Consider the following 26,566-nt stretch of genomic DNA (forward strand, 5'->3'; position numbering starts at 1 on the left):
TTTGCCGGAAATCGGTTTGCATCAGCATGTCAGTGGCCAAGAGGCTTCTCAAAATTTCGGCCGAGCCCACGTCGGCCGGAAACAGGCAAGTCCAGCCAATACGCTGAACCAGTTCAGCCACGCCGCTCTGCGGCGCGGAGAATCACTTTTGCGACGCATATGCTCATCCCGCTCCTGGTCATGTCCGGTTGCCAGCATTTTGACCCCGGGTATGAGGAGTGGGTGATCCATGCCGGCTCCGGCGCCCTAGTCGCGGCCAGACCAATCGCGGCGCTAGAAGGTGCCCTCATCCCTCATATCGATGGCTTTCGGGTGAGAAAGGTCTGGAGCCGGGCCGTTGCCACGAATCCGGAGCCGCGTCCCCCAATCGCCCACGTCGATGCGGTTCGGGTGAAGAACACCTGGAGCCGGGCCGTTCCCATACACCCGAATGGAGAAAGCATCGGGAGCGCCGTCGGCATCATGCCATGCACGAGACCCGCAGCTCGGTATTGCGCCAGCCCCTGCAAGAATCCAGTGCCACCTCCCTTCAAGGAGAAAATTGATGACCGGTAAAAAGAAGGTTCCCTTCGTCACGTTTCTTACGCGTGTCCGCGATGATTCAGTCCAGGGGCCAAATCCCTACCGCTGGGAAAAAAGAACATCCGACGACTACTTTGCCGGCAAACGGGTCATCCTGTTTTCGCTGCCCGGTGCTTTCACACCGACCTGTTCGACTTACCAACTGCCGAATTTCGAAGATCTCTATGCGGAATTCAAGAAGGAAGGAGTTGACGCGATCTACTGCCTCTCCGTCAACGATGCCTTTGTCATGAATGCATGGGGGAAGTCCTTGGGGTTGCAGAAAGTCGAGCTGATCCCCGACGGTTCAGGCGAGTTCACCCGCAAAATGGGCATGCTGGTTGCCAAGGACAATCTCGGCTTCGGTATGCGCTCCTGGCGCTACGCGGCTCTGGTCAATAATGGCGTGGTGGAGCAGTGGTTTGAGGAGGAAGGTTTCTCCGACAACTGCGGGACCGACCCTTATGGCGTCTCATCCCCGCAGAACGTCCTTCAAACATTGAAGGACGCTGCATGACCTGGTGCCGAGGATGTGCAGCTGCGTTTGGACGCCACTTGCACAAGGGCAAAGCTCTAAAGCGGCGCGTCCGGGAAGGTCATTCAAAGGTGACGCGCATGAGAGGCGTCGACCCTGTGAGAGATCGAAACCAGCCGCAGTCAAGAGCTTCTAGACAGGAATAAGTGACCATGCAACCGTCATTGAGCCTACTTCAGAAACAGTCTCTGGGATTATCGCCTCAACTCATCCAGTCGATTCGCCTGCTTCAAATGAACATTCCCGAACTGAATCAGTTCGTGGCCCAGGAGCTCGAGAGAAATCCCCTTCTGGAGTATGCGAAGATGTCCCGGGATCTGCCCAGGCAAGGGAAATCGAGCACCGCGCCTGGCGATCATCGTGCCTTCGAGGAGTTTGTCGCCTTACCAGAAACGCTGCACGACCATGTCGCTTCTCAGATTTCCTTCACCGCCTTCACGCCGCACGAGCGGCTGATTGCTAATGTGCTTGCGGGACATCTGGATGACACTGGTTTGCTTGGGGCAAGTGCTTCGGAGCTGGCTGGGAAGCTAAACATCCCGCTGGCCGATGTGGAACGAGTTTTGGGTATCTTGCAGCACCTCGATCCGCCGGGGATTTTCGCACGATCTCTCGGCGAATGTCTTGAGATACAGTTGCGCCAGCGAGACCGGTTCGACCCGGCCATGGCGGCTTTGATTGCCAACCTTGACGTGCTTGCGCGGTGCGATTATCGGACTTTGAAGGTGCGTTGCGGCGTCGACGACGAAGATCTTTTCGACATGCTGCAGGAAATCCGTGCGCTCGACCCCAAGCCCGGAAACGCATTCCACTCGGGCGCGCCGGAATGCATCGTGCCGGATGTCTGGGCCACTCCCTCGCCCGGAGGTGGATGGCAGATCGAGCCTGATCCGAACACGCAGCCCAAGTTGATGATCAAACACACTTATCTCAAGGAAGTTTCACGCCGAGTCGCCAAAAAATCGAAAGAGATGACATTTCTCAACGAATGCCTACAGAATGCGCTCTGGTTAATCAGCAGTCTCGATCAGCGCGTCAAGACGATCGTCAAAGTTTCGAACGAAATCGTGCGCCAGCAGCATGCCTTTCTGGACTATGGCGTCGCCCACCTACGACCCCTCAATCTCAAGGCGGTCGCTGACGTGATCAACATGCACGAGTCGACTGTAAGCCGGGTAACGTCGAACAAGTACATGCACACCCCACGTGGAGTGTTCGAGCTCAAGTACTTTTTCACTGTCGCGATCGCTTCTTGCGAAGGCGGTGACGCGCACTCCGCCGAAGCTGTCCGCCATAGGATCAAAGCAATGGTCGCCGAAGAATCGTTTGAGAACGTGCTTTCGGACGATGAAATCGCTGACCGGCTCAAGGAAGACGGTATCGATCTCGCTCGCCGCACCGTCGCAAAATATCGCGAGGCGATGAATGTCCCCTCCTCCGTACAGCGGCGCCGGGAAAAACGCTTGTGGCACAACGGTAATCAAGGCCTCAGGGCCTCGTGACGAAAAGCGGCGTTTAAACCGGTGTGACGCGTTCTTCACATTCGCCTTTCTCGGGGCCGAAGCAATTTTCGAAATCACTGCATTCCCGACAATTGGGCGCAGTGCACAGCGAAAACCCTTCGGCCTCGCAGAGTTTGCGGTAAAAGTACTTCTTCCATTTCATATTTTGGGTGTTGCCGGCCGCCAGCGTCGGAAAGTGTGTGGCCAGAAGGCGGTTGAGCTCGGTCCGGTCGGGAAGCCCAAGGTCCTGCCACAGATGGCCATCATGCATGGCGCGCCGGGCGAGGATCTTAGCGAAGCGGGCGCTCGCCGGATGACTCGCCCGGGCATGTGCCAGTAGCAGGCCGCGCAGAAGTTCTTCCTCTACACCCGGCTCAGCATCGCTGACGTTTGCCGAGGCGAATGCTGCCATCGCGGTACCAGGGAAACCGCGGGGCAAGACCTCGCGCAGCTCGGCAAGCGAAAGGCCTGTTGACTCCGCCACTGTCGTGCCAGCCTCGACCTCCTTGAGCGCACAGGAGAAGACGCAGGCAAGCACATGTTCGTCGAACTCCTTCTCCGGCTGGATCGTCGGCCATTGGCCGGTGCCGATATGCGCATCGTTTTGACCGGACATGGTTCCGTTCTCCTGGTCTGTGCCTTCACGCAGCACTCTGCCGAGCGCAACGCGGGTCAGTCAGTCTTTCGGGCACACGTGTGCGCAGGCTCGTGCCCAATGAGCGGTCGGGGAAATCGACCGCCTTGATCATGCAATTGAGCCTCGCCTTGAAACGCGTCCTGCAGCCTGTCGGGCAGGCGAGAATTTCACCCAGGACACGACGCCGTGAATTTGGCTGACGGCGCGAGCAGGTCCTGAAGCGACGGTTAGCCGTGAAGGCTCGCCCGTCGGCAGGCGAGATAGTGGGGAACCCCATCTGGGGCCGTCCAGGTGACGGCAGCGCCACTCATCGAAACCCACGCCAAGTTCCGTTCATGAACGTGCCATTTGAATCCGTTTATGCCGAGTGGAACGAAAAAGAAGCTGCGGCCACGAAGTTGGCCCCCTTATGATTTCAAACGCGCGCATAACCCAGCGCCTTGTTGATTGCGGGAATGATCTTGTCTCCCCAGAGTTCGATCTGGCGCAGCATTAGCTTTTGGTCGAAATCCCCCAACTGGGTCTGGATTGCGATCTGATCCGGCTTCAGAATGTCGATCTCTTGCAGCAAGCGATCAATCACGCGATTCACACTGCCGATCGGCAGGTTGTTGCGCATTGCCCCGAAGGACAGATCCTGCTGGGTGGGCGTTTCCTGCAGCAGATAGCCGTCGTGGCTCTGCTGCCGGCGCTGATGCAGCGCCTCGGACAGGCGGCGCTGGAAACGGGCGTTGTCGAGATAGCTGTTGATCTCCTCCTCGTCATCGCTGGCGTAGCAGCAACGCAACAGCGATATCCTGGCGTCCGTCACATTCCTGTCCTCGGAAGCCGCCGCCTCCTTGATTGCTCCGCGCAACGTGCTCAAGCTCGCCAGGCCGTCGTGGAATGCGGTGACAAAGAAATTGTGACCCTCTCGGTAGGCCCGTTTCATGCGGGCCGGCCCGCCGGCCATCCAGATGGGCGGTGCCGGCCTTTGGACGGTGCATACTGAAATCGCCGTCGGGGGTATTTTCTCATAGTGGCCATCGTGCTCGAAGATGTTCTGGTTGAGACCCTTCAAAAGGATATCGAGATGTTCCGAAAAGATCGCCGGCGCCTCATCGATACTGACGCCGAAGCGCTCGAACTCGAACTGTTGGTATCCAGAGCCGACGCCGAGTTCCAGGCGACCGTTCGCAAGGATATCGGCGAAGCCGATCTCGGAGAGCAGGCGCTGCGGTTTGTAGAGCGGCAGCACGCAGACGGCAGTGCCGAGGCGAATGGTGCTCGTCACTCCGGCGCAGTGGGCCACCATCATCAATGGCGAAGGGATCAGGCTGTAGTTGTTGAAGTGGTGTTCTGCGAACCAGGCTGTGCCGAAGCCGGCCTGTTCCGAAGCGATGGCCTGTTCGATCGAGTTTCGGATAACGATCTCGGGGGATTGATGATACCCACGTTGGGCGGCCAGGATGAAGGTGGCGAATTCCACTATGTTTCCTTGTTTGCTGATGGTTGGCGGATTTGGAACTGCGCTCATCCGAGACACGCGATTGCCTCGGATCGGGCGCCTGGCAGGGGCATAGTGGTACGATAAGCAGTCCGGATCCATGGTTGCCGGCACGCGCGAGAGCTTGTCCCCATGCCGAGGGACGTTGCCCCGCCGACATCTTGGATCGGGGCCGCGCCGCGGGCGCGTTCCAAGCCAGGTCTCCGCTTTCATGGACGGCGCCCGGTAGCGTAGCGATGGTCGACGTTCAAACACCCGCCTCCGCAAAGCATTCGTCGTAGAGTTCGCTGGCGTTTCCTGCGTCACCGAACGCGGTCCAGCCGCCGTCCACATAGAGGATCGAGCCGTTGATGTATGAGGCGTCGGAGGAAGCCAGGAAAAACGCTGCATCTGCAACGTCTTCCGGCCTTCCCATCCTGCCCAAAGGGATCCGTCGGCCGATCGTTGCCAAGTCGATGTGGCCGGTTTTCGCCAACTCGCTAATGGCGGGAGTGCGGATATAGCCAGGAGCGACGGTGGCTGTGCGAATGCCGGCGGGCCCCAGTTCGGCCGCCATGCATCGGGTCAGCATGTCCATCGCCGCCTTCGAGGCACCGTAGGCGTGACGCGGCGCGAAGGGCAGAAAACTGTTGATCGATCCGAGGTTGAGGATCACGCCGCCCGGGCGCATTGCTTTGATCGCTTCACGCGCGCAAACGAAGGCGCCAGTGAGATTGACATGCAGGACACGTTCGATGTCTGCAGGCATTTGTTCGATCCCAGCCACAAAAGTGTCGACGACAGAAGCACCGTTGACGAGGATATCGACGCCCCCGAAGCGCTCCCTCAGTTCCTCAAACACCGCCACCACCTCGGCCTCGACGGCCACATCTACCGATTTCGCGATGTTCTTTCCGCCGAGCAATGCAGCCAGGAGAGTTGCCGCGGTGCGGTCTTTATCGGCGATCACTACGGTATCACCATTCGCGGCAAAACGGCGAGCAACGGCGGCGCCTATACCGTTCGCACCACCCGTGACGAGCACCACTCGCGCGTCGGCGCGTTGGGCCGGACAGGAGAGTTCGCTTAGGGGAACGCCTTCCACCTCAGGGCAGGCATCCCCAGGTTGGTTGAATGACATCCAGCCGCCGTCGACCGCCAGCACGGATCCCGTGACGTAGTGCGCCTGTGCGCTTGCCAGAAAACGCACAGCCCGGGCGATCTCGTCGGGCCGAGCCATGCGCCCCATTGGCACGCGACGGCGCATCGCCGAGAGGTCCATTTTGCCTGCTCGTTCCAGCTCTGCAGTCATAGGCGTGCGCACGCAGCCCGGCGCTACCGCCGTCACGCGGATGCCGCGATAAGCCCATTCGCATGCAAGCGACTTTGTCAACGAGATCAGGCCTGCTTTCGAGGCTGCGTAGGCATGGCGTCTGGGATTGCTGGCCACGCCCGACATCGAAGCGACGTTGACGATGGCACCTCCCGGCCTCATGCGCCTCGCCGCCTCGCGCGCCATGACGAACGGCCCAATCAGGTTTACTGCCAGGCGGCGTCGGAAGGCGTCGACATCGGTGTCGACAGTGGCAGCCACATTGGGTCCCACCGCGGCGTTGTTGATGAGGACGTCGATCTGCCCGAACTGTGCTTCGACCCGGCCATAGAGCGCGAGGATATCTCCCTCTCGCGAGACATCGCACTCGAGGCCAAGGTGCTGCTCGCCGAGATCGCGGGCCAGTTCAAACACGCCGGTCCCAGGAAGGTCCACCGCAACAATAGTGTCTTGATCTGCCGCAAGAACATCGACCAGGGCACGGCCGATTCCGCCCACGGCGCCTGTTATGATTACGACCCGTCCTGCATGCTTCATGGGAACTTTCTCCAGGAGTCTCTGAAATCTCTGCCCTCGACGTGGTGCGGCGGAATGGTGCGCCCCCGTAGAGCACCCTGTGCTGGCGCCGGTCGCGTGCGTTCCCAGACAGGCGTCGTCCGCATTGGCTGCGATCCAACTCTCGGTCGGATAGTCGAATGTGTGTCCGACGCCTCAAGCACAGGGGCTTGCCTCGATGAGCGGCTCTGCCAAGTCCAGCAAATCGATGTAGACCGGCCTCGGCGCGCTCGTGGCCTCAGACCAGAGCGCTGTCGCGGTCACGCTGTCGCGGGGCAGAAAGGCTACCCTGGCGGCCGCATCTTTAGCGTGCAGGGTATCGCTAAGCTTGCTGTGGCGTAGCAGAGTTGTCATAAATTATCGTCCCACCGATGTGGTTTTCCCGTTCGGAGCTGGGGACGCATTATCGCGAGAAGCAACGCGATGCTTTCCGATCGCGTAGACCGGATCGTTCGGATACGGTGCTCCAATCGGCTGTCGCAGGCCGAACCGTTCTGTCTCAAGCACCGCAGCTGGGACCTGCTCCTCGAGCCAATCGTAGACGACGGTCCGATCGGCAATCCGCCACTCGCCTGCCCTCTTTTGAAACAGATCGCAGTAGCGCCCGCTTAGCAGCATCTGGCGCATTTCTCCGTCTTTGTCCGGTCCGCGTTGCAGCGCGGTGAAATAGCTCTCGACTGCGGCCTGAGCCGGTTTGATGAATTCGACAAGGACGTTCGTGATCTGATGGATGTTGCGCGGTCCGGTCTTGAAGACACCGAGCGCAAACCGGATGAAGCCCTCGGCCGAGCCGCGATAGGCCCCATGATTGTCATGTGCATCAGGCCAGTAGGCGCTACGCAGCGCTGCCTCATCGGCGCGGTCTATCCCGCGGCAGTACCGATAGAGGCAGTCGCGGATCGCCTCACGGTCGAGTAGTTCGGTAGTTTTTGCGGGGTCCATAGTCGAAAATTCCGTCGTTCTGAGGTGTTCCGGGAGCGCATTGTTCCGTTTGCGCGTGGCCTGGGCTACTATGCGCGCAGCAGGCGGATCGTCTATTTCCAGCGCTAGTTCGGGGCAGGATCGCACCCCATCTGCCGCAAGCAGTTGCTCCCCATCCGCAACATCAATGTCACCAGGTAGGATGTAGCCCGCCTCATCCAGCTTGAAGACTGCCGGCGCTCGCGCCGAGCATTGCGCATGACCCTGGCACCTGGCTTTGTGAACGATAATGCGCACGGCTACTTCCCACGTCTGTGCCCAGTTCCGGGCGGCCTTGGTCAAGCCCAATCCAGAATCAGATTTTCGATCCCGAACACATGGCCGCCATGGGTGATGGGTGCTGTTGCCTCCTTGATCCGAAAGGGCGGTATGCGCGCCATCCACTCCTCCAGCCCAATGACAATTTCCCGCCGGGCGAGATGAGAGCCAAGGCAACGGTGGGGACCATAGCCAAAGGCGGCGTGGCGGTTGCCCTCTCGCGTCAGATCGACCGTGTTGGGGGCCTCGAATTCCGCAGGGTCACGATTTGCAATCATCGTGGCGCAGGAAACAAAGTCTCCCTTGCGGATCGGCGCGCCTTTGAAATCGATATCTTTCCGTGCCACGCGGATCATCTGAACGCTCGGATAGGCGCGCAGCAACTCTTCGGCTGCGAGCACAATCCGGTCCGGTTCGTTCCGCAGCAATTCCTGATCTTCGAGGTTGCGCGCGAGATAGGCCAAGTCGAAGCCAATGGCTGCAGCGACGGTGTCGAGTCCCGCAACGAAGGTAAGCACGCCAATGCCACGGACCTCCTGGTCCGTCAACCCGCGACCCTCGACCTGTGCATGCACGATGAAGCTCATGAAATCGTCGACGGGCTCTTTGCGGCGCATCGCCGCTAGTTCGTCGATGAACGCCACAATAGTCCGAGCAGCCGCCGGCCGTCTCACATCGTCGCCGTGGAGCAGATCTTTCGCCCAGCCGACAAATGTATCGAGACGGTGATCCGGCAGTCCGAGAAAGCGAAGGAAGATGTTGACGGCGAAGGGAAAGGCGAAATCCTTCATCACGTCGCAGCTCGTGCCCCGCGAGGCGATGCTGTCGATGAGCGTTATCGCTCGCTCGCGGATAGTTGGTTCAAATTCCGCTACGCGCTGTGGCGAAAGCAGCGGATTGAGCAGTGAGCGAAAGACTCCATGGTACGGTGGATCGAGTTCGAGCGGGATCATCGGCCAGTCTTCGCCCAATGCAGATGCGAAGATGCTGCGATGACTGGAAAAGACTTCGGTCTCCTGCAGCACCCGGCGCTGATCTGCCGCCCGAGTGATGACCCAAGTACCCTGTCCGGCCCGCGTGTTCCAAGGCGAATAAAAGATCGGCGGCCCGGCATGCACGCAAGCGACTGCTGCGTGCGGATCGCCGTTGGGCGTCGGGGACATGCCTGGCGAGGTAAAAAGACTGAAGTCGCCCACCATTTCCGGGGGGACATGATCTGGAACCGGGTTGGCTACCATTTGGTCCTCCTGCGTTCAGGCGTTTACGCCGCTGAACTGCGTGACGCACTGCCGACATCGCCTCAGATGACATTGAGCAAATCGCGTGCCGAATAGGGGCACCGTTGGCACCCGCTCATATATCGTCGTGGCGACCCGGTATGGGGCTACGCCTGGTAGGGCTTTCGACATTCTTGTCCGTTCCAGACATCACAACGGTGCGCATAGAAGCTAACGAGGAGCCTGGTGGAAGCTGCCTAAGGATCGAACGAGGTCCCTCCCAGACCGGGTGTCGCTCGGCGGTAGCGAAGCCGCTCGCGAGCGCGCTCTCCACAAGCGCTGTAGGGAGCGAGCGGCTTTGCGGTGGTAATCGACGGTTCGCAGGCAAGGTGGATTTGCTGACAGCGATTGGTTCGCAGGAACGATCACTGACCATGATGAGCCTGCGCGCTCGTGAAGAAGGCTCCGGCCCCGATCCCTTGCTGGTTTGCCGCCGAGCGGCGGAGCTGGAGCTTGGGGCCGCCGACGCCGCCAACGGCGAAAAGAAGGCCTACGTCCGCCGAGGCTATCGCGAGGCCGCAAATTAGCTCTGAAGATTCCGCCCCGACATTCTTCTGCGTCAGGATCACCTCGCCTGGCGGTGACGATCGCCTCGTCGGACAGCTGCTGCCCGCCGGAGAAATCCTCGACCGCACTCGTCGTACCGGCAACCAGGCCTTCGACTGCTGCGTCGCCGCCCCGGGCCGAGAATCTAACCGCCCTGCTCCGATAGCACGAACAGGATGCGCTGGCGTTCTTTGATGATACGGTCTGCTTCGGGCGGCGTTCAGCTTTGCATCCATCTCGCACGCTACCCTTGCGGACTTGGCATTGGACGCCGACGGGCCTTGCCGACCTTATGGATCATTCGAGCACGCCTTTGTGGACCCATCCCTCTGGAAACTGGACGAAGGGACCGATCGATTTCACCTCGACCACTTGATGCCACCCGGCGCCGTACAGGGCCGGGATGTTGGACGTTCGATCGACGTACAGCTGACGCATTAGACCAGGGGCAGCTTCCGGTTCTGGGACATCGCAACGGAACCATCGATGGCTGGCTCGCCACGGGTGTAGCGCCCTGGGGCTGGAGACTACGGTCAAGGCGATCCGCGACGGGTCGCAAAAGACAGCTGTGCTCTCGTTGGCCTCGGCAGGCGCAGAGGTGGTCAGCAGAATCCAGAGTAGCGGCGCGGACGCCGAGCGAAAACGGAAATCAATATGCGTCGGTCCTACCTCAAGCGGCGGTTGAATTGGGAAAGCGCGGCAGGTTCTCGGTCAGTAACCGCCAGTCGTCGCGCTCGGGTTCGCCTTCCCTGCGCGTCCCGAAAAACTGGATGATCATATTGCCGTCGGCGCCATAGGCTTCGAGTGACGTGACGTGGCCGTCCCTGGTCGGCTTGCGCACGGCCCAAACCTCGCGGATGTGCTGGGTCCTGAGATGCAGGTGGAAAGTGGCGTCGAGAACGTTGATGCAAGGCCCGATCTGCCTGACCAACTTGATCGGGCCGGAATGGATCTGGATGCAGCCAGGATTGCCGACAAAGCACATGATCGGCATCTCGTCCTCGGCGACACGATGGAACATGCCGCCAATGGCAGCATTGTCAAGCAGCCAGGCGTAGTCCTGGCCGACCATGCGGACCGCCCGGCGGCGCCTGAGGTTCAGCGTCTTCAGCATGCCGAAGAACTGGTGTACGTCGGTCAGCTGGCTCCAGTGCTCCCGCAGGTCGTCGATGGTAGCGGCTTGGTCCGGAATGTTTGCCTCGTTTTCGGCTGACCTCGTCTTAACCGATACAATCGGCTCCTGGTTCGAGGATTGGAGTTCGTCTGTCAGTCTTTGATAGGCATAGAGGTTTGAGGACGGCCTCAGATGCACCTTGTGCACTGCCTCGCCTGCGGCGTCGAAAAATTGCAGGCTGCGGCGGATCTCCCCGCCTTCGCGTGTCTCGACGGCAAAGCCATGCGCCCACACCTTCGGGAAGATGCGCAGATCAATGTCATTGCCGAGCACCATGGCGTGATGGCTGCCGGTGAGCACCTTGTCGTAGATGCCTATCTTCTCATGCACGGCACTATCATTGCTGGTCAGCGCCATTACCTCGCCGACCGCCTTGAGAGCGGTTAGAACAACATTGACGCGTGGCTCGATGCGCACCGTGCCAAAACCGCAATGTGCCGCGGAGAGCTCCGCTTCCGAGATGCCCAATTGGCCAGCGAGATCGCGGTCGCGGATTTTGGGGCTGTCTTCGCGTGCCCGCCGGATTCTCTCTGGCGAAGGTTTCTCGCGCTGGTGCATGTCTTACCTCTGCTTGCCCATACTGTCGGTCAGGAGCGTTAGTCCTCGCCAAAAGGGAGCCTCAAAACTCGTGCCAATTTGCCGAAGCATCTCGGAAACTGGCTTACGTGCCAGCTCAGCGGGAACTCGGGCCCAGCCCCTGTGGCGGACGCGACAAATCCGACAATACGTGTCGATTGCCGGACGCCTTCGCAGCAATTCCGAACCGGAATCGCGGCAGTGTTAGCGATGTCGCACTGTTCCAGCGCCGCTTTTCCCATTGGCACGGACCATGCATGGTGATCCGCAAAATCGTCACGCACGAGGATAAGCGAGCCATGATTACGCTCACCGACAAGGCCGTTGCCGCGGTCAAGACCGCTCTTTCCGCCGCTACTGACCCCGCGGAAGGCTTTCGCATCATGGTTCAGCCCGGCGGCTGCTCCGGCTTCAAATACTCAATCGGCTTGGAGAGCGTCCCGCGCGAGGGCGACGCGATCCTCGAGACAGATGGGATCAAGGTGTTCTTAGACGCCGGCTCCCAACCGCATGTCGCCGGCATGACCGTCGACTTCGTCACGGGGCTCGAATCCTCCGGCTTTGTCTTCGATAACCCAAACGCGCGAGCGAAGTGCTCATGCGGCAAGTCCTTCAGCTGATCGTCGAAGCAGGAGAGAGGGCCCGGGAGGTGAGCTCGTCGATCGCGACGGCGGCGCCTGTCTAAATCAATTTGTGGGTGCTGCACCGGCTCTGGATCGTCTCGGCTATCAACGGCGGGTGCAAGCGCGATGAATCCTTGCGCTTAACGTCATTCCGCTCGATTGGAGACCACACCCATGACAGTTCTCTATCTCGACAACAACGCAACGACACGGGTCGATCCCGAGGTCGTTCAAGCGATGTTGCCCTTCCTTACGGATCAATTCGGCAACCCTTCGTCGGCGCACGGTCTTGGCACCCTTGCCGGCGCCGCGTTGAGAAACGCGCGGCGGCAGCTGCAGGCGCTGATCGGCGCGGCGTTTGATGACGAGATCACCTTCACCTCGGGTGGGACGGAAAGCGACAACGCGGCCATTCTTTCGGCGCTCGAGGTGATGCCTGACCGGACAGAGATCGTGACGTCCGCCGTTGAACATCCCGCAGTGCTGGCGCTCTGCGCACATCTTGAGCAGACGCGCCGGGTCAAGGTGCACAGGATCCCGGTGGATCACCATGGCCGGCTCGACATTGACGCTTACCGGGCAGCCCTCAGCTCAAACGTGGCAATCGTCTCGATCATGTGGGCCAACAACGAAACTGGTACGATCTTCCCCGTCGCAAAGCTCGCCGAATTGGCGAAGGAAGTCGGCGCCCTTTTCCACACCGATGCCGTGCAGGCGGTCGGCAAGCTCCCCATGGACCTGAAATCGACCGCTATCGACATGCTATCGCTCTCCAGCCATAAATTGCATGGACCGAAAGGCGTCGGCGCACTTTTCCTCAAGCGCGGTGTGCGCTTCCACTCGCTGATCAAAGGCGGTCACCAAGAGAGAGACCGGCGTGCGGGAACCGAAAACACGCCCGGCATAGTTGGGCTCGGCATGGCAGCCGAACTCGCCCTGAAATTCATGGATGATGAGACCACACGGATAAAGTGGCTACGCGACCGGCTGGAGAACGGGATTCTTCAGCGTGTACCAAACACCTTCGTCAACGGCGATCCCTTCGAGCGCTTGCCGAACACCGCAAACATCGCCTTCGAACGTATCGAAGGTGATGGAATCCTGCATCTCCTCAACCGCGTGGGTATCGCCTGTTCCTCAGGCTCCGCCTGCACCTCTGGCTGTGCACAGCCGAGCCATGTGCTGAGGGCGATGAACATCCCACATGGGGCGGTCCGTTTCTCGTTCTCGCGTGACAACGACCAAGACGACGTGGACCGGGTGCTCGAGGTCTTGCCTGCCATCGTGGAGAAGCTGCGCGAGTCCCTCAGTTCTGCGCCGGAAGGGCGGAGTGCCGAAGACCTTCAATGCGGTCCCTGTCTCAGCGCCGGAAGCTCGGGCGACCATTCATGAGAAGTCAGGTCTTTCTCAAGGAGACGACTCTGCGCGAGGGCGAGCAGGCACCCGGCGTTGCCTTCACCGTGGCGGAAAAACTTGAGATCGCTGAGTCGCTTGCAGCAGCCGGCGTCGCTGAGATCAAGATCGGCACGCCGGCAATGGGCGCCGACGAGATCGACGCAATTCGCGCCGTGGTCGCGCGGAGCCTCTCGGTGCGGCTCACGGCCTGGTGCCGGATGACCTCACCGGATCTCGAAGCAGCGATCGAGGGCGCGGTCCGGGCCGTCAATCTGTCGTTTCCTGCATCGAACATCCAACTTGCCACCAAGCTCGGCCTCGATCAGGCGGGAGCGCTCCAGCTTATCGAGCATATGGTCGGGCGCGCAGCCGCCAGCGGCTCCTCCGTCGCCGTTGGCTGCGAGGATGCTTCACGGGCCGACCGGGATCATCTCGGGCGCGTTATCATGATGGCGGCGCGCGCCGGCGCAAGGCGCGTGAGGCTGGCTGGCACAGCCGGCGTTCTCGACCCCTTTTCGACCTTCGAGCTTGTCGCCCAGCTGGCGGCGATCCGCGCCGGCGCGCGCCATGCCTCGGCCACCGTCCTTGGACTCAGCGAGCGCGCGGGCAATGCCGCGCTGGAAGAGGTGGCCGCCGCGTTAGCTGTCCTCCAGCACGCAGATGCTGGCATCGACCTGACCGCATTGCCTGCCCTGGCAGCCAAGGTCGCGCAGGCGTCACGCCGACCGACAGCCGCCACCAAGCCGATCGTCGGGGCTGTGACCTCCAAAACCCTCCGGAGATCAAGGCGCATGATCCGGCCGCGTCTGGCCGATCTCCTCATAGATGCCAGCAACAAGACCTCGGTCCCATTCAGGTCGGAGCCCGGGCAGATCGAGAGCCAATGCGGCAATAATCGAGCCCATCTCGCACTGCTCGGCGCTGCGCATGGCGCCTGTTCGCCACGCCCGGGCACCGGGGTGCCCAGCCTTGCGACCAACCGATTGCCTCGCTGGCTCAGCCCACCTCGTGCATCAAACTGCGGATTTTCGCGGCTGTAGATCAGAGTTTTTCGTATTTGACCCAACAGTTTTCCGACAAGGGAGAATGTAATGACCTGTTCCGCTGACGGCCGTCCCATCGATGTCACCGATATCGTTACGCGACTGAAAGGAGTGTCGGCCGCGGAGGAGTTCTTCTCTGTCCTTGGCGTCTCCTATGATCCGAAGGTGCTCGACGTTTCACGGCTCCATATCATGAAGCGTGTGGGACAATATCTTGCTGAGGAAGATTTCTCCGGTCTGCCCGACCAGGTGATCGCCGCGCGCGTGCGCGCCCTGCTGGAACGGGCTTACGGGGACTTCGCGGTTTCCTCGCCGCTCACGCACCGGGTCTTCAAGGTGCTCAAAGATCACGATCCGGATAAAGCTTGCACGACACGCCGCGCCTTCGTTCCTTTCGATCCCGTCCTGAAGCCGTTCGGCAGGGAATGATCGCGACATAGACGCGACGCGACAATGTCAAGAAGTCGACAAGTTCGGGATCGCAACGGCGCCATCCGTAGTGAGCAGCCCGAAGGGGAACAGGGCCGCAAAGCACTTGGCACGAATGATGCAGCCAAGAACTCGCACCGCCAGCCCGCCGGATAACAGCGTAGAGAAACGCCAATGCACATCGTCGTCAGCATTAAGCAGGTGCCGGACTCGGCACAGATACGGGTCCATCCGGTGACGAACACCATCATGCGCCAGGGTGTGCCGACCATCATCAACCCCTATGACCTATTCGCCCTCGAAGAAGCTCTCAGGCTACGCGACGCTTATGGCGGCGAGGTCACCGTGCTCACCATGGGTCCGCCCATGGCAGAGGACTCCCTGCGCAAAGCGCTTGGCTACGGCGCCGATCGCGCGGTGCTTTTGACCGACCGCTATTTTGCCGGTTCCGACACACTGGCGACATCACTTGCTCTCTCCCAGGCAATCGCGAAGATCGGCGAAACCTTCGGCACGCCGGACGTGGTCTTCACGGGCAAGCAGACGATCGACGGCGACACCGCGCAAGTCGGGCCCGGCATCGCCAAGCGTCTCGATCTCAGCCAACTCACCTATGTCGCGAGAATCGCTACCATCGATCTTGCTGCGCGCGAGATCACGGTGGAGCGTCGTTGCGAGGGCGGGACGCAGACGCTGAAGAGCAAGCTGCCTTGCCTCATCACCATGCTGGAAGGCACCAACGAGATGCGTCGGGGCTCGATCGAAGACGCATTGAGCGCTGCGCGGAGGCAGGTTGTGAAATGGAGTGCGGCCGAGGCGGGCATTGAGGACCTCACCAAGTGCGGCTTGCGTGGCTCGCCGACGGTCGTCAGACGCGTTTTCGCCCCTACGGCGCGGTCGGAAAAGGCAGCGCAAATTGACACGGCCGAGAAGACGCTGCGCGACCTCGCCGACGAACTGATTGTTGCAATTTTCACCCGCCAGCCGGCACTGGAACCGGAACTCGCCTTCGACGGCGCCTGACGGCAAGGAGCAGACCATATGTCGAGCGCGAACCCAGACACTCCCCGCCCGCCCGCCGGCCGTGCCGGGATGACGAAGGAACTGCCCGAGCGTTTCAGGGCCTATCGGCACGTTTGGGTTTTCATCGAGCTTGAACGCGGCCAGGTCCACTCCGTGTCCTTCGAATTGCTTGGTGAGGGCCGCAAGCTGGCAGACAAACTTGGCGTCCAGCTCTGTGGCGTTGTGCTCGGACCGCCGGAAGAAGCCACCCAGAACGCGGTCGCCGAAGCCTTCGCCTATGGCGCCGACCTTGTCTACTTCGTCGAGTCGCCGCTGCTCGCCGACTATCGGAATGAGCCTTTCACCAAGGCGATGACCGATCTGGTTGATACTTACAAACCCGAGATTCTGCTTCTCGGAGCGACCACGCTCGGCAGGGATCTCGCCGGGTCCGTCGCGACGACCTTGCTAACAGGGCTCACGGCCGACTGCACCGAACTCGATGTGGATGCCGACGGTTCGCTTGCCGCGACCCGTCCGACTTTCGGGGGTTCGTTGCTATGCACGATATACACGCTGAACTACAGGCCGCAGATGGCGACGGTGCGACCGAGGGTCATGCCCATGCCGCAGCGGGCGGACAGAGCGATCGGGCGCGTCATCGCGCACAAGCTTTCACTGGCCGAGGATGAGATCGTCACCAAAATCCTCGGCTTCCTGCCGGATAGCCAGTCAGGCACAGCCAATCTCGCCTATGCCGATGTGGTGGTTGCGGGAGGGCTCGGCCTCGGCGGGGCGGAGAACCTGCAGCTTGTGAAGAGTCTCGCGCGAGCGATTGGCGCCGAATTTGGCTGTTCGCGGCCGCTGGTCCAAAAGGGCTGGATGCCGGCGGATCGGCAGATCGGCCAGACTGGCAAGACAATCCGGCCGAAGCTTTACATAGCGGCTGGTATTTCTGGCGCGATCCAGCACCGCGTTGGGGTTGAGGCAGCCGATCTCATCGTGGCCATCAACACCGACCCGAACGCTCCGATTTTCGATTTCGCTCACCTCGGGATCGTCACCGATGCGGTCCGCTTCCTCCCCGCGCTCACCGAGGCCTTCACCCGGCGGCTGTCACCGCACAGCCGCGACAAGCTTGCGAGCTAAGGGAGATCGAGATGATCAACGAAGAATTCGACGCGATTGTCATCGGAGCCGGCATGTCCGGGAACGCAGCTGCTTACACGATGGCAAGCGACGGCTTGAAGGTACTCCAGTTGGAGCGAGGTGAATATCCGGGCTCCAAGAATGTTCAGGGCGCCATCATGTACGCGAACATGCTGGAGAAGATCATCCCGGATTTCCGCGATGATGCACCTCTGGAGCGGCATCTGGTCGAACAGCGGCTATGGGTCATGGACGAGACCTCCCACACCGGGATTCACTATCGGTCGGAGGACTTCAACGAGGTGAGCCCCAATCGCTATACCATCATCCGTGCCCAGTTCGACAAGTGGTTTTCGCGCAGGGTGCGCCAGGCCGGCGCGACGCTTCTGTGCGAGACGACCGTGACGGAACTCGTGCGTGACAACAAGGGCAAGGTGATCGGGGTGCGGACAGATCGGGCTGGCGGAGCGATCTACGCGGACGTCGTTGTTCTTGCAGAAGGTGTCTGCGGGCTGCTTGGCACGCGAGGCGGCCTGCGCAAGATGCTGACGCCCGAAGCCGTGGCGCTGGCCGTCAAGGAAATGCATTTCTTGCCCGAAGAGGTCATTGAGCAGCGGTTCGGCGTCAAAGGGAGTGAAGGCTGCGTGATCGAGGCAGTCGGCACGATATCCCACGACATGGCCGGGCTCGGGTTCCTCTACACCAACAAGGAATCGATCTCACTGGGCATCGGCTGCCTCGTCTCGGATTTCACCGCGAAGATGGAGAGCCCTTACGCCCTCCTGGAGGCGCTAAAAAACCATCCTTCGATCCGGCCGCTGATCGCCGGCTCGGAGGTGAAGGAATACGCGGCGCATCTCATTCCTGAAGGTGGCTACAAGGCAATTCCGCAGCTCTTTGGCGACGGTTGGGTCGTTGTTGGCGATGCTGCGCAATTGAACAACGCCATTCACCGCGAGGGTTCGAACCTCGCCATGACCTCCGGTCGCATTGCGGCTGAAGCTATCATCCAAGTCAAGAGACGCAACGATCCTATGACCAAACGGAACCTCGCCCTTTACAAGACGATGCTGGACGAATCCTTCGTGGTGAAGGACCTGCGGAAATACAAAGACATGCCAGCCTTACTCCATAATAACGCCGCTAATTTCTTCACGACCTACCCGCGGCTAATGTCGAAAGCCGCGCAGAACTTCATGCGGGTCGACGGCACGCCAAAGATCGAGAAGGAAAGGGCTACTACCGCAGCCTTCATCAAGGCGCGATCGCGGTTGGGTCTGGTCAGGGACGCTATCCGCCTGGCATTGGCGTGGCGGTGAGGCACTGACCACATGACAAACCCAGTGACGAACTTGCGTGTAGAGGACAAGCTTTACCAGAACCGCTATCTGGTGGACTCCGGCCGTCCGCATATAAAGGTGCGACCGCACGAGCAACCAAGCGCGAATCTGGTCGCGCTGACCCACGTCTGTCCAGCGAAATGCTATGAGTCGAACGACAAAGGTCAGGTTGAAATCACCGCTGATGGCTGCATGGAGTGCGGCACCTGCCGCATCTTGTGCGAGGCCAGCGGCGAGATCGAATGGAACTATCCGCGCGGTGGCTTCGGTGTCCTCTTCAAGTTCGGATGATCCGCGTTTGCATAGGGCACGTGTGTACTCCTGAAGTTACCACAAGCGCCAACCGCTTCTGGCGCCATCCTCGCAAAGGGGGCGGGTGAACAGTGTGCTTCCAGAATTGAATGAATGCTACTTGGGAGGAGCATTGGACCACAACTCCTGAGTGTTTCCAGGGCTCACATACCGCCGGACCGGGTTAACGAACGCGGCAGGTCAGATACGCTTTGCGCCGACATGACATCGAGATGAAGAAATTCCAGCGTTCTCACGATGTCGAGAACAAGACCATACCCCTGCGCCAGGTGCGCGGGAACTGTCCGTGCCAAGGCCAAGCTGCTCGGGTCTCTGACGATGATCACGCTTTTGATCGCGATCATGAGGAGCCCAGGCGGGCGTCTGGACGAGAGTAAAGGGGAGGCACGCATCTCCCAGCTGGAACCATGCCGACACAGTATGCGGCGACACCTTCACCGCCGATGAGTTCACAGTCGCCGAGATCGACATCTTCGCCGGAGACCGGTCGAGAACGTTGTGCCGAGGCGCTCACGGGTGAAGGGATCGACACGCGATTTCTGTCTCTCAATGATGTCCGGCCGTAGTCGCCTTCCTCACCTTATGCGGCTGCCGCTGTCCGAGGTCCGACAAATTTATGTCGGAGCAGCCTCATGATATCCGACGCGAAAGCCAATTGCCGATCATAGTGCCGCCTTTTGAGTTGGCATTGCGCTTGCGCTTTGAACTGCGACGTTAACCCGCAACGGAGCCGTTCGATGTCCGCACCGGCAATTTCGGTTGAGAGCCTGACCGAGACGAAGCTCTCCGACCAGTTGCTGGCGAGCGCGAATTCGGGTGGCTGCGTATCTACCTCCTGCGGGTCGTCGACAAGACCGGACGATCTGGATCCGGCTGTCTGGGACAAGATCAAGGATCATCCGTGCTTTTCTGAAGAGGCGCATCACTATTTCGCGCGCATGCACGTCGCTGTCGCGCCTGCGTGCAATGTCCAATGCAACTATTGCAATCGCAAATATGACTGCTCCAACGAAAGCCGGCCTGGGGTTGTCTCGGAAAAGCTGACGCCCGACCAGGCGGTACGCAAGGTTATCGCGGTCGCCAACGAAGTGCCGCAGCTTTCCGTGCTGGGCATCGCCGGACCGGGCGATGCCTGCTACGACTGGGAGAAGACAAAGGCGACGTTCGAACGCGTCGTCAGGGAAATCCCCGACATCAAGCTTTGCATCTCTACCAATGGGCTCGCGCTGCCGGACCATGTCGCCGAGCTTGCCGACATGAATGTCGATCACGTGACGATCACCATCAACATGGTCGATCCGGAAGTCGGAGCAAAGATCTATCCCTGGATCTTTTACGACCACCGCCGCTACGTCGGCATCGAAGCCGCCAGGATCCTGCACGAGCGACAGATGCTGAGCTTGGAGATGCTGAGCGCGCGCGGCATCCTCACCAAAATCAATTCAGTGATGATCCCCGGGGTGAACGACCAGCACCTGGTTGAGGTGAACAAGCAGGTCAAGCAGCGCGGCGCGTTCCTGCACAACGTCATGCCCCTGATTTCAGACCCGGCTCACGGCACGTACTACGGACTGACCGGGCAGCGCGGCCCAAATGCAATGGAGATGACGGCTCTTCAGGATCTTCTTCAAGGCGGCGCCAAGCTGATGCGCCACTGCCGGCAGTGCCGGGCAGATGCCGTCGGCCTGCTCGGCGAGGATCGTGGCCAGGAATTCACGATCGACCAGATTCCTGGCGAGCTCACCTATGATGCCGGCAAGCGCGAAGCCTATCGGGAGCTGGTCGCGGACGAGCGCCGTGATCACCTGGCGGCCAGGAGCGAAGCGATTGGAATGGTCAAGGCAGCCGGCTCCGGCAAGTCCCTGGTCGTCGCGGTGGCGACTAGGGGCGGCGGCCGCGTCAACGAACACTTCGGCCATGCCAAGGAATTCCAGGTGTATGAAGCCTCGCCGATAGGTATCAACTTTGTCGGGCACCGCAAGGTTGAGCAGTATTGCCTCGGCGGGTGGGGCGAGAACGACACTCTCGAGTGCGTCATCGCCGCGCTGGAAGGCGTAGACATCGTGCTTTGCGCCAAGATTGGAAACTGCCCCAAGGATAAGTTGGCGGACGCCGGTATCCGAGCAACCGACGCTTATGGCCATGACTATATCGAAACGGCAATCGGCGCGATTTACGCCGCCGAGTCCGGCGTCCCGGCACTCGCGGCGAACGCCTGAGCCGTCTCATTCCACTCGAACAGGAGTCAAAATGGCTTTCAAGATCATCGCATCCCAATGCACGCAATGCGGCGCCTGCGAATTCGAATGCCCGTCCGGTGCGATCAAGTTCAAAGGCGAGAGCTACGTGGTCGAGCCGCAGAAGTGCACAGAATGCCAGGGAGAATTCGACACGCAACAATGTGCCTCGGTATGCCCGGTGCCGAAGACCTGCGTTCCCGCCTGACCCGGCATAGGGCTGCTTCCGGGAAAGCCTGCGCGCCCCATCAACAACTCTGGCCTCAAACAAACAAGGAACCGCCATGCGGCTCGCACGCGAACAGGAGGTCGAAATCCGCAGGCCTCCCCAATTCAGGCCGGGAGAGCGGGTCCGCGCCACTCGTCACATAAAGAATGACGGCACCTATCCTGGCAGGGAGATCGGCGAAAATCTCGTGCGCAAGGGTGAAGAGGGTTATGTGCGCGACATCGGCACCTTTCTACAGCAGTTCTTCATCTATGCCGTCGAATGGATCGACCGTGGCACGGTCGTTGGCATGCGAGCGCGCGAATTGATGAGCCTCGACAGGGCCGACCTTGCCGGTAGGGCCGAAGAAAACGCGAAGCAAGGGACGGCCTGATGAAAGTTATGATCCGCAGGACCGATGCCGGATTGTCCGCGTACGTCCCCAAAAAAGATCTCGAAGAGGCGATTATCAAGTTCGAGAACCAAGATTTGTGGGGTGGGGTCGTAACGCTCAGGAACGGCTGGCGCCTTCTCCTACCCGATCTTCCCCCGAATACGCGTCTGCCGATCACCGTCGAGGCAAGAAAGCTTTCGGACGACGACTGACGTTTCGCCTCAATCAGGAGGCGTGGAGAGGAAACGAGCATGAACACGATCCCGACCTCGGGCCACCTCTTCGTCGTCCGCGACAGTTTTGCCCGAAAGCTGCTTGAGCTGGCCAGACAAGCGCTCATTTCCGATCACGTGATCCCGTATCTCGGTCCGGGTCTGCTGCGGCTAAGCTCAGCGGAGCCGCCTGTACCGTGCACCCCGGAGGCCGTCGCCGCCGCACTCAACACCCGGGCCACAGCTCCCTCGAAGATCCGCACCAACATGTGGTCGGTCGCGCAATTCATCGAGCAGCGCCGGCATCGCCGCACACTTCAAGCCTGGATGGCAGATATATTCGCGGGGCCGACGGCGCCGACGCTCCTCCACAACTGGCTCGCAAAGCTCCCGCTCTCCCTCATCGTCGACAGCTGGTACGAAGGCGCCATGAGGGCGGCGCTGGCTGAGGCCGGCCGAACCGACGTCGCCGAGATACAAGGCGTCACCCGGGCGAACGAAACTCGCGACATTTGGACCAGAACCTACGACTTGTTCGGGACGGAGCTCGAGCCCGGAGCAGCGACAAGGACGGTTCTCTACGCGCCTCATGGCAGTATCAGGCCGGCCGCAAATTTCCTCATAGCCGATTCCGACTATGTCGAAGCCCTGACCGAGATCGACATCCAGACCCCTATCCCTGACGTGGTCAAGGAACGGCGCACCGACCGGGGCTTTTTATTCCTCGGCTGCCGCTTCAACGATCAGATGCTGCGCACTTACGCCAGGCAGATCATGAAGCGCTCAGAAGGCCCACGTTACGCGATAATGGACGGGAAAACGCTGACCAGAAACGAAGCGCGTTTCCTTGGGGCAAGCGGGATCACGGTGATTGACATGCCAGACAGCGATGCCGTGGCGCAACTCGCCGGGTCAACGACTTGAGCCAATGCCCTGGTCAACTTGAGGACTTCGTTGGTGTGAGTCGATGGCTTGTTTTTGAAGGCGCTAAGTTAAGTTAGGGACACACCGTGAGCAGTGATGCTGTTGGCACGACCTCTCTCAAATCGTCCGCGCATGTGAAAGCGGCCGGGTGGGGCCGGGGCTTGAGCACGCTGCTGCGCATCACGCGCATGAATCTGAGGCATCCGGGCCAAGCCGCGCTTGCGATCGGGTCGACTATCGCAGCCGTAATCCTGCAGGTGCTCATTCCCCAGCTTCTCGGCGACGCTATCGACCAGACCAAGGTAGTCCTCGGGGGCGGTGCCACGGGGGCGGCTGCAGAACAAGCGCTGTGGGTTCCGGCTCTCCTGCTGCTCGCCGCGAGTACGCTACGCGGCCTTTTCACGATGGCGCAAAACTATTTTGCCGAGGCCGTCGGACATCACGTCGCGTACGAACTGCGGCTGGCTTTTTACGACAAGGTCCAGCGCCTCAGCTTTTCCTTTCACGACCGGGTGCATTCAGGCGACCTGATCACCCTCGGCATCCTCGATCTCGATGGTGTGCGGATGTATTTTTCCACCGCCCTGGTTCGCTTGCTTCTGCTCACCATGCTGATCGGGATCGGCGGCTACAGGATGATCTCAACCGACACGCTGCTCGGTTTCATCGCGCTGAGCTTCGTGCCTTTCGTAGCCTGGCGATCGTCGATCACGCAGGTCAAGCTACGCGCCATCTGGCTCAACCTGCAGGAGCGGCTTTCCGTCCTCGGCCGTGTGATGGAGGAAAATCTGGCGGGTATCCGCGTTGTCCGGGCCTTTTCGGCACAGGCCTACGAGATGGCAAAGTTCGACCGCGCGTCGAAAAACGCGCTCGAAGTCGCTCACCAGCAGGTTGACGTGTACGTGCCAAATACGTCGGCGATGACCCTGGCCTTCTTTCTCGCCATGGGGTTGGTCCTCTGGATCGGTTGCAACAAGGTCATCGTCGGCCAGATCAGCGTTGGGACGCTCACCATGTTCCTGGCCTTCATGACGATCCTGCAAATGCCCGTCCGGCAGATTGGCCTGATGGTCAACGGCTTCGCCCGCGCTTATACTTGCGGTTCGCGCCTCTTCGGTCTGCTCGATCAGGACAATACGATCAGGGATGTTCCCACCGCCCGACCACTTGAGATCGGTGAAGGCACTCTGCGCTTCGACAATGTCTCGTTTGCATATCCCGGCACCGGAAACCGGGCCGTTCTTGAGAATGTCACTTTTTGTGCCCGTAGGGGCGAGACGATCGCGATCGTGGGTCCGCCGGGTTCGGGCAAATCGACAATCGCTCACCTGATCCCCCGCTTTTACGACGTCACTGGGGGCGCCATCATGCTTGACGGGCAGGACATCCGTGGGGTCACCCTCGCCACGCTTCGCAAGGCGGTCGCTGTCGTACAGCAGGATGCATTCCTGTTCACTACCACGATCGAGAACAACATCGCTTATGGCGACCCTTGGGCAAAGGAACAGCGGATCGAGCGCGCTAGCGAATCCGCCCAGTTGCACAACTACATCCTGGGCCTCCCCGCAGGTTACAAGACGGTCGTCGGCGAACGGGGCACTTCTCTGTCAGGGGGTCAGCGGCAGCGCCTCACCATAGCTCGCACCATGATGTTGCGTCCATCAGTCGTCATTTTCGACGACTCAACGGCCGCGATCGACGCCGCCACCGAACAGCGCATTCGCGTGGCGATACGGCGTTTCGCCAAGGATAGGGTGACGATCATCATCGCCCACCGGCTAAGTTCGCTCAAGCACGCCGACCGGATCCTGTTTGTCGACAACGGCAAGATCGTGGAACGTGGTACCCATCAAGAGCTTTTGGCCAAGCAAGGACGCTACAAGGCCCTTCATGATCTGCAGTTGCGCCCGGGAGATGACATTGTGACGAAGTATAGGGGCGCGCCCTGATGGCCCAGGAGCACGCCAGCGAAATCGAAATCGAACCCAATGACGGCGGCAGACGTCCCCCGCGCGCGGTCGTCGGTTCCCATCGCGCCGAGGAGGAGATGTTCGGCCGGGCCTTTGACCAAAAGATCGTTCGGCGCATCTGGGCCTTCGTTCGTCCCTACCAGGCCACGGCAGCCGTCTCCGTCGCCGCATTACTGATTTTCACTGGCACGCAGCTTCTCATCCCGCTGATCATCCGCTACGCGATCAACGAGGCCATAACCCCGGCAGGCGTTGATCGCTCCGCACTGCTTGAGGCCGCCGGCGCGTTTGCGCTCGCCATTCTGGTTAATTTCGGCGCCGCTTACGCACAGGAAGCCGTGATCGGGAAAATGGCCGGAAACGTCCTCTTCGACATCCGCCGCGCCATGTTTGCGCATCTGCAGATGGTATCGCTCTCCTTCATGGACAAGACCGAGATCGGACGCCTGATGTCCCGCCTCCAAGGCGACGTCAACTCTATCCAGGAATTCCTCGAAAGCTCAATCTACTCTGTAGGCGACATAACGCTTCTCTTCGGCATCATTGTCGTTATGCTGTGCGTCAACTTCAGGCTCGGCCTTCTGACGCTCTCTGTCTTGCCGGTCCTGTTGGTTATCCGCATCGTCTGGCTGCCGCGTGCTCGCGACGCCTTCACTGCTGCACAAGACACCAATTCAGTTGTTAACGGCGCGTTGGCCGAAGCCATTCACGGCGTGCGCACCGTTCAGTCCATGGACCGCCAGCAGGTAAACTTCGCATTGTATGACGACAAGGCACATGCTGACCTCACAACCCACCTGATCGCTGCCAGGTATACACAGATAATGGTGCCGATCGTGGATGGCCTCACAGGCCTCGCCATGGCTGTCGTAATTGTGGTCGGCGGCTCCATGAATGGTCCCATCGAAGTAGGAGCGTTGGTTGCCTACATATTCTATATCCAACGCTTCTTTGACCCAATTCGTTCACTTACCCTGCAATATTCGGTCATGCAGAGAGCGATGGCCTCCGGCAAGCGCCTGACCGAGGTGCTGGACGTCCAGATCGAGGTGCAGGACAAACGCGACGCGCGGGTACTTTCGGCGGAAATGGACTGCTCGGTTGAGTTCAGGAACGTTACGTTCGGCTACGATCCCAACCATCCGGTGCTGAGCAACGTATCTTTCGAGGTCAATCCCGGCGAGACCGTCGCCTTGGTCGGGCCGACCGGCTCTGGTAAATCGAGCGCAATGGCCCTCGTCCACCGCTTCTATGATGTTCAGCAAGGCCAGGTGCTGGTCGGCGGACGCGATGTGCGCGACCTCACCCAGGAATCCCTCGGCCTCCAGATCGCCATGGTACTGCAGGAACCGTTCCTGTTCACCGGGACAGTCTTCGAGAACATCCGCTATCACAAGACCGAGGCCACGCGCGACAGGGTGATCGAGGCCGCTAAGGTGGTCGGAGCCCACGACTTCATCACGAGCCTTCCCAACGGGTATGAAACCCAGCTCGGCGAACGCGGCGGCAACCTTTCTCTCGGCCAGCGTCAGCTTGTCAGTTTCGCCCGCGCTCTTGTTGCCGACGCCAAGATCCTGGTTCTTGACGAGGCCACCGCCAACATAGACAGCTACACGGAAATGTTGATCCAGAAGGCTCTGAGAAAACTCCTGGAAGGCCGCACTGGCCTCGTCATCGCTCACCGGCTCGCCACAATCCGCTATGCCGATCGGATCATCGTACTTCAGAACGGCCAGGTTATCGAGACCGGCAACCACGACAAACTGATGGCTATGGGCGGGCTCTATTCCAAACTGTACGATCTGAACTACTCATCCTTCGACGACATTCCCAAAGAGGAAGCTGATGCGACCGTAAAAGCCGCCTCTCGTACCTGATGCAAGCATCGCCGGCAGTATCCGCTTTAGGCGCGTCGGCGAACGCCGCGG

The 26,566-nt window shown here is 60.3% G+C and carries 25 protein-coding genes and 1 pseudogene; 18 read left to right on the forward strand and 8 right to left on the reverse strand.

Features of this window, described 5'->3' with window-relative positions; genetic code table 11:
• Positions 1-544: 544 nt before the first annotated feature.
• Positions 545-1,078 carry a peroxiredoxin gene (locus FJ490_RS28650; protein ID WP_064993528.1) on the forward strand — a complete coding sequence of 178 codons (534 nt, stop codon included), beginning with the start codon at positions 545-547 and terminating at the stop codon, positions 1,076-1,078.
• Positions 1,079-1,248: 170 nt separating this feature from the next.
• Positions 1,249-2,598: an RNA polymerase factor sigma-54 gene (rpoN, locus tag FJ490_RS28655; protein ID WP_084015736.1), complete on the forward strand. Its 1,350-nt coding sequence runs from the start codon at positions 1,249-1,251 to the stop codon at positions 2,596-2,598.
• A gap of 13 nt (positions 2,599-2,611) precedes the next feature.
• Here the strand turns inward: rpoN and FJ490_RS28660 are convergent, their stop codons facing one another.
• From FJ490_RS28660 to FJ490_RS28680, 6 genes and pseudogenes are all read right to left on the reverse strand, one after another.
• On the reverse strand, positions 2,612-3,214 hold the full coding sequence (locus tag FJ490_RS28660) for a nitrogen fixation protein NifQ (protein WP_064993572.1): 603 nt from the start codon (positions 3,212-3,214) through the stop codon (positions 2,612-2,614).
• Positions 3,215-3,650: 436 nt separating this feature from the next.
• Positions 3,651-4,703, reverse strand: a complete 1,053-nt coding sequence (locus FJ490_RS28665) for an LLM class flavin-dependent oxidoreductase (protein WP_064993530.1) — start codon at positions 4,701-4,703, stop codon at positions 3,651-3,653.
• Between the two features lie 265 nt (positions 4,704-4,968).
• Positions 4,969-6,570, reverse strand: a complete 1,602-nt coding sequence (locus FJ490_RS28670) for an SDR family oxidoreductase (protein WP_064993531.1) — start codon at positions 6,568-6,570, stop codon at positions 4,969-4,971.
• 375 nt (positions 6,571-6,945) lie between these two features.
• Positions 6,946-7,530, reverse strand: coding sequence for a nuclear transport factor 2 family protein (locus FJ490_RS28675; protein WP_064993573.1), 585 nt, complete (start codon positions 7,528-7,530; stop codon positions 6,946-6,948).
• A gap of 153 nt (positions 7,531-7,683) precedes the next feature.
• Positions 7,684-7,953 (reverse strand): annotated as a pseudogene (locus tag FJ490_RS33685) (ferredoxin); the annotation flags it as partial.
• Positions 7,848-9,065, reverse strand: coding sequence for a cytochrome P450 (locus FJ490_RS28680; protein WP_064993533.1), 1,218 nt, complete (start codon positions 9,063-9,065; stop codon positions 7,848-7,850). The gene FJ490_RS28680 and the pseudogene FJ490_RS33685, both read right to left, overlap by 106 nt.
• 374 nt (positions 9,066-9,439) lie before the next feature.
• On the opposite strand from FJ490_RS28680, the gene FJ490_RS28685 reads away from it, so the two are divergent.
• Positions 9,440-9,631, forward strand: a complete 192-nt coding sequence (locus FJ490_RS28685; RefSeq protein WP_086081371.1) for a hypothetical protein — start codon at positions 9,440-9,442, stop codon at positions 9,629-9,631.
• Positions 9,632-10,320: 689 nt separating this feature from the next.
• On the opposite strand, the gene FJ490_RS28695 is transcribed toward FJ490_RS28685, so the two are convergent.
• A complete protein-coding gene (locus FJ490_RS28695; protein WP_064993535.1) occupies positions 10,321-11,382 on the reverse strand; it encodes a ChuX/HutX family heme-like substrate-binding protein in 1,062 nt (353 codons plus the stop codon).
• A gap of 317 nt (positions 11,383-11,699) precedes the next feature.
• Between FJ490_RS28695 and FJ490_RS28700 the strand changes: the two genes are divergently transcribed.
• The 8 genes from FJ490_RS28700 (at position 11,700) to FJ490_RS28735 (ending at position 18,672) form a co-directional block, all read left to right on the forward strand.
• The gene (locus FJ490_RS28700; protein ID WP_064993574.1) at positions 11,700-12,020 is read left to right on the forward strand and encodes an iron-sulfur cluster assembly accessory protein; all 321 of its coding nucleotides are present in this window, start codon (positions 11,700-11,702) and stop codon (positions 12,018-12,020) included.
• Positions 12,021-12,197: 177 nt separating this feature from the next.
• The gene (gene nifS, locus FJ490_RS28705; protein WP_064993536.1) at positions 12,198-13,415 is read left to right on the forward strand and encodes a cysteine desulfurase NifS; all 1,218 of its coding nucleotides are present in this window, start codon (positions 12,198-12,200) and stop codon (positions 13,413-13,415) included.
• On the forward strand, positions 13,412-14,458 hold the full coding sequence (locus FJ490_RS28710) for a pyruvate carboxyltransferase (protein WP_224655971.1): 1,047 nt from the start codon (positions 13,412-13,414) through the stop codon (positions 14,456-14,458). The genes nifS and FJ490_RS28710 overlap by 4 nt, the downstream gene beginning before the upstream one ends.
• 51 nt (positions 14,459-14,509) lie before the next feature.
• Entirely contained in the window at positions 14,510-14,890 is a 381-nt protein-coding gene (nifW, locus tag FJ490_RS28715; protein WP_064993537.1) for a nitrogenase stabilizing/protective protein NifW, read from the forward strand.
• 174 nt (positions 14,891-15,064) lie between these two features.
• The gene (locus FJ490_RS28720; RefSeq protein ID WP_013533507.1) at positions 15,065-15,913 is read left to right on the forward strand and encodes an electron transfer flavoprotein subunit beta/FixA family protein; all 849 of its coding nucleotides are present in this window, start codon (positions 15,065-15,067) and stop codon (positions 15,911-15,913) included.
• An 18-nt stretch (positions 15,914-15,931) separates the two neighbouring features.
• Complete coding sequence (locus FJ490_RS28725) at positions 15,932-17,041, forward strand: electron transfer flavoprotein subunit alpha/FixB family protein (protein WP_064993538.1); 1,110 nt, start codon at positions 15,932-15,934, stop codon at positions 17,039-17,041.
• 11 nt (positions 17,042-17,052) lie between these two features.
• A complete protein-coding gene (locus FJ490_RS28730; RefSeq protein ID WP_064993539.1) occupies positions 17,053-18,360 on the forward strand; it encodes an FAD-dependent oxidoreductase in 1,308 nt (435 codons plus the stop codon).
• A gap of 12 nt (positions 18,361-18,372) precedes the next feature.
• Positions 18,373-18,672 carry a ferredoxin family protein gene (locus FJ490_RS28735; protein WP_064993540.1) on the forward strand — a complete coding sequence of 100 codons (300 nt, stop codon included), beginning with the start codon at positions 18,373-18,375 and terminating at the stop codon, positions 18,670-18,672.
• A 164-nt stretch (positions 18,673-18,836) separates the two neighbouring features.
• On the opposite strand, the gene FJ490_RS28740 is transcribed toward FJ490_RS28735, so the two are convergent.
• Positions 18,837-19,037 (reverse strand): hypothetical protein, encoded by a 201-nt coding sequence (locus FJ490_RS28740; RefSeq protein ID WP_064993541.1) that lies wholly within the window; start codon positions 19,035-19,037, stop codon positions 18,837-18,839.
• Between the two features lie 393 nt (positions 19,038-19,430).
• Between FJ490_RS28740 and nifB the strand changes: the two genes are divergently transcribed.
• The 7 genes from nifB (at position 19,431) to FJ490_RS28775 (ending at position 26,515) form a co-directional block, all read left to right on the forward strand.
• Complete coding sequence (nifB, locus tag FJ490_RS28745; protein ID WP_064993542.1) at positions 19,431-20,912, forward strand: nitrogenase cofactor biosynthesis protein NifB; 1,482 nt, start codon at positions 19,431-19,433, stop codon at positions 20,910-20,912.
• A 31-nt stretch (positions 20,913-20,943) separates the two neighbouring features.
• The gene (locus FJ490_RS28750; protein ID WP_013533512.1) at positions 20,944-21,138 is read left to right on the forward strand and encodes a 4Fe-4S dicluster domain-containing protein; all 195 of its coding nucleotides are present in this window, start codon (positions 20,944-20,946) and stop codon (positions 21,136-21,138) included.
• Between the two features lie 76 nt (positions 21,139-21,214).
• Positions 21,215-21,532, forward strand: coding sequence for a nitrogen fixation protein NifZ (locus FJ490_RS28755; protein WP_064993543.1), 318 nt, complete (start codon positions 21,215-21,217; stop codon positions 21,530-21,532).
• Positions 21,532-21,744, forward strand: a complete 213-nt coding sequence (nifT, locus tag FJ490_RS28760) for a putative nitrogen fixation protein NifT (RefSeq protein ID WP_064993544.1) — start codon at positions 21,532-21,534, stop codon at positions 21,742-21,744. The genes FJ490_RS28755 and nifT overlap by 1 nt, the downstream gene beginning before the upstream one ends.
• Before the next feature lie 39 nt (positions 21,745-21,783).
• A complete protein-coding gene (locus tag FJ490_RS28765) occupies positions 21,784-22,668 on the forward strand; it encodes an SIR2 family protein (RefSeq protein ID WP_064993545.1) in 885 nt (294 codons plus the stop codon).
• A gap of 86 nt (positions 22,669-22,754) precedes the next feature.
• Positions 22,755-24,617, forward strand: a complete 1,863-nt coding sequence (locus FJ490_RS28770; protein WP_064993546.1) for an ABC transporter ATP-binding protein — start codon at positions 22,755-22,757, stop codon at positions 24,615-24,617.
• Complete coding sequence (locus FJ490_RS28775; RefSeq protein ID WP_064993547.1) at positions 24,617-26,515, forward strand: ABC transporter ATP-binding protein; 1,899 nt, start codon at positions 24,617-24,619, stop codon at positions 26,513-26,515. Before FJ490_RS28770 ends, FJ490_RS28775 begins: the two co-directional genes overlap by 1 nt.
• The last annotated feature ends 51 nt before the right edge of the window (positions 26,516-26,566 follow it).

It is taken from the genome of Mesorhizobium sp. B2-5-11 (genome assembly GCF_006440835.1).
GTDB lineage: Bacteria > Pseudomonadota > Alphaproteobacteria > Rhizobiales > Rhizobiaceae > Mesorhizobium.

What these genes read in the sequence shown, in the direction of transcription:
- FJ490_RS28695 (WP_064993535.1), bottom strand. Translation starts at nt 11,382, where the DNA reads ATGCACCAGCGCGAGAAACCTTCGCCAGAGAGAATCCGGCGGGCACGC.
- FJ490_RS28765 (WP_064993545.1), top strand. Translation starts at nt 21,784, where the DNA reads ATGAACACGATCCCGACCTCGGGCCACCTCTTCGTCGTCCGCGACAGT.
- FJ490_RS28710 (WP_224655971.1), top strand. Translation starts at nt 13,412, where the DNA reads ATGAGAAGTCAGGTCTTTCTCAAGGAGACGACTCTGCGCGAGGGCGAG.
- nifT (WP_064993544.1), top strand. Translation starts at nt 21,532, where the DNA reads ATGAAAGTTATGATCCGCAGGACCGATGCCGGATTGTCCGCGTACGTC.
- FJ490_RS28650 (WP_064993528.1), top strand. Translation starts at nt 545, where the DNA reads ATGACCGGTAAAAAGAAGGTTCCCTTCGTCACGTTTCTTACGCGTGTC.
- FJ490_RS28730 (WP_064993539.1), top strand. Translation starts at nt 17,053, where the DNA reads ATGATCAACGAAGAATTCGACGCGATTGTCATCGGAGCCGGCATGTCC.
- nifW (WP_064993537.1), top strand. Translation starts at nt 14,510, where the DNA reads ATGACCTGTTCCGCTGACGGCCGTCCCATCGATGTCACCGATATCGTT.
- rpoN (WP_084015736.1), top strand. Translation starts at nt 1,249, where the DNA reads ATGCAACCGTCATTGAGCCTACTTCAGAAACAGTCTCTGGGATTATCG.
- FJ490_RS28755 (WP_064993543.1), top strand. Translation starts at nt 21,215, where the DNA reads ATGCGGCTCGCACGCGAACAGGAGGTCGAAATCCGCAGGCCTCCCCAA.
- FJ490_RS28750 (WP_013533512.1), top strand. Translation starts at nt 20,944, where the DNA reads ATGGCTTTCAAGATCATCGCATCCCAATGCACGCAATGCGGCGCCTGC.
- FJ490_RS28725 (WP_064993538.1), top strand. Translation starts at nt 15,932, where the DNA reads ATGTCGAGCGCGAACCCAGACACTCCCCGCCCGCCCGCCGGCCGTGCC.
- nifS (WP_064993536.1), top strand. Translation starts at nt 12,198, where the DNA reads ATGACAGTTCTCTATCTCGACAACAACGCAACGACACGGGTCGATCCC.
- nifB (WP_064993542.1), top strand. Translation starts at nt 19,431, where the DNA reads ATGTCCGCACCGGCAATTTCGGTTGAGAGCCTGACCGAGACGAAGCTC.
- FJ490_RS28680 (WP_064993533.1), bottom strand. Translation starts at nt 9,065, where the DNA reads ATGGTAGCCAACCCGGTTCCAGATCATGTCCCCCCGGAAATGGTGGGC.
- FJ490_RS28720 (WP_013533507.1), top strand. Translation starts at nt 15,065, where the DNA reads ATGCACATCGTCGTCAGCATTAAGCAGGTGCCGGACTCGGCACAGATA.
- FJ490_RS28740 (WP_064993541.1), bottom strand. Translation starts at nt 19,037, where the DNA reads ATGATCGCGATCAAAAGCGTGATCATCGTCAGAGACCCGAGCAGCTTG.
- FJ490_RS28675 (WP_064993573.1), bottom strand. Translation starts at nt 7,530, where the DNA reads ATGGACCCCGCAAAAACTACCGAACTACTCGACCGTGAGGCGATCCGC.
- FJ490_RS28670 (WP_064993531.1), bottom strand. Translation starts at nt 6,570, where the DNA reads ATGAAGCATGCAGGACGGGTCGTAATCATAACAGGCGCCGTGGGCGGA.
- FJ490_RS28775 (WP_064993547.1), top strand. Translation starts at nt 24,617, where the DNA reads ATGGCCCAGGAGCACGCCAGCGAAATCGAAATCGAACCCAATGACGGC.
- FJ490_RS28660 (WP_064993572.1), bottom strand. Translation starts at nt 3,214, where the DNA reads ATGTCCGGTCAAAACGATGCGCATATCGGCACCGGCCAATGGCCGACG.
- FJ490_RS28735 (WP_064993540.1), top strand. Translation starts at nt 18,373, where the DNA reads ATGACAAACCCAGTGACGAACTTGCGTGTAGAGGACAAGCTTTACCAG.
- FJ490_RS28700 (WP_064993574.1), top strand. Translation starts at nt 11,700, where the DNA reads ATGATTACGCTCACCGACAAGGCCGTTGCCGCGGTCAAGACCGCTCTT.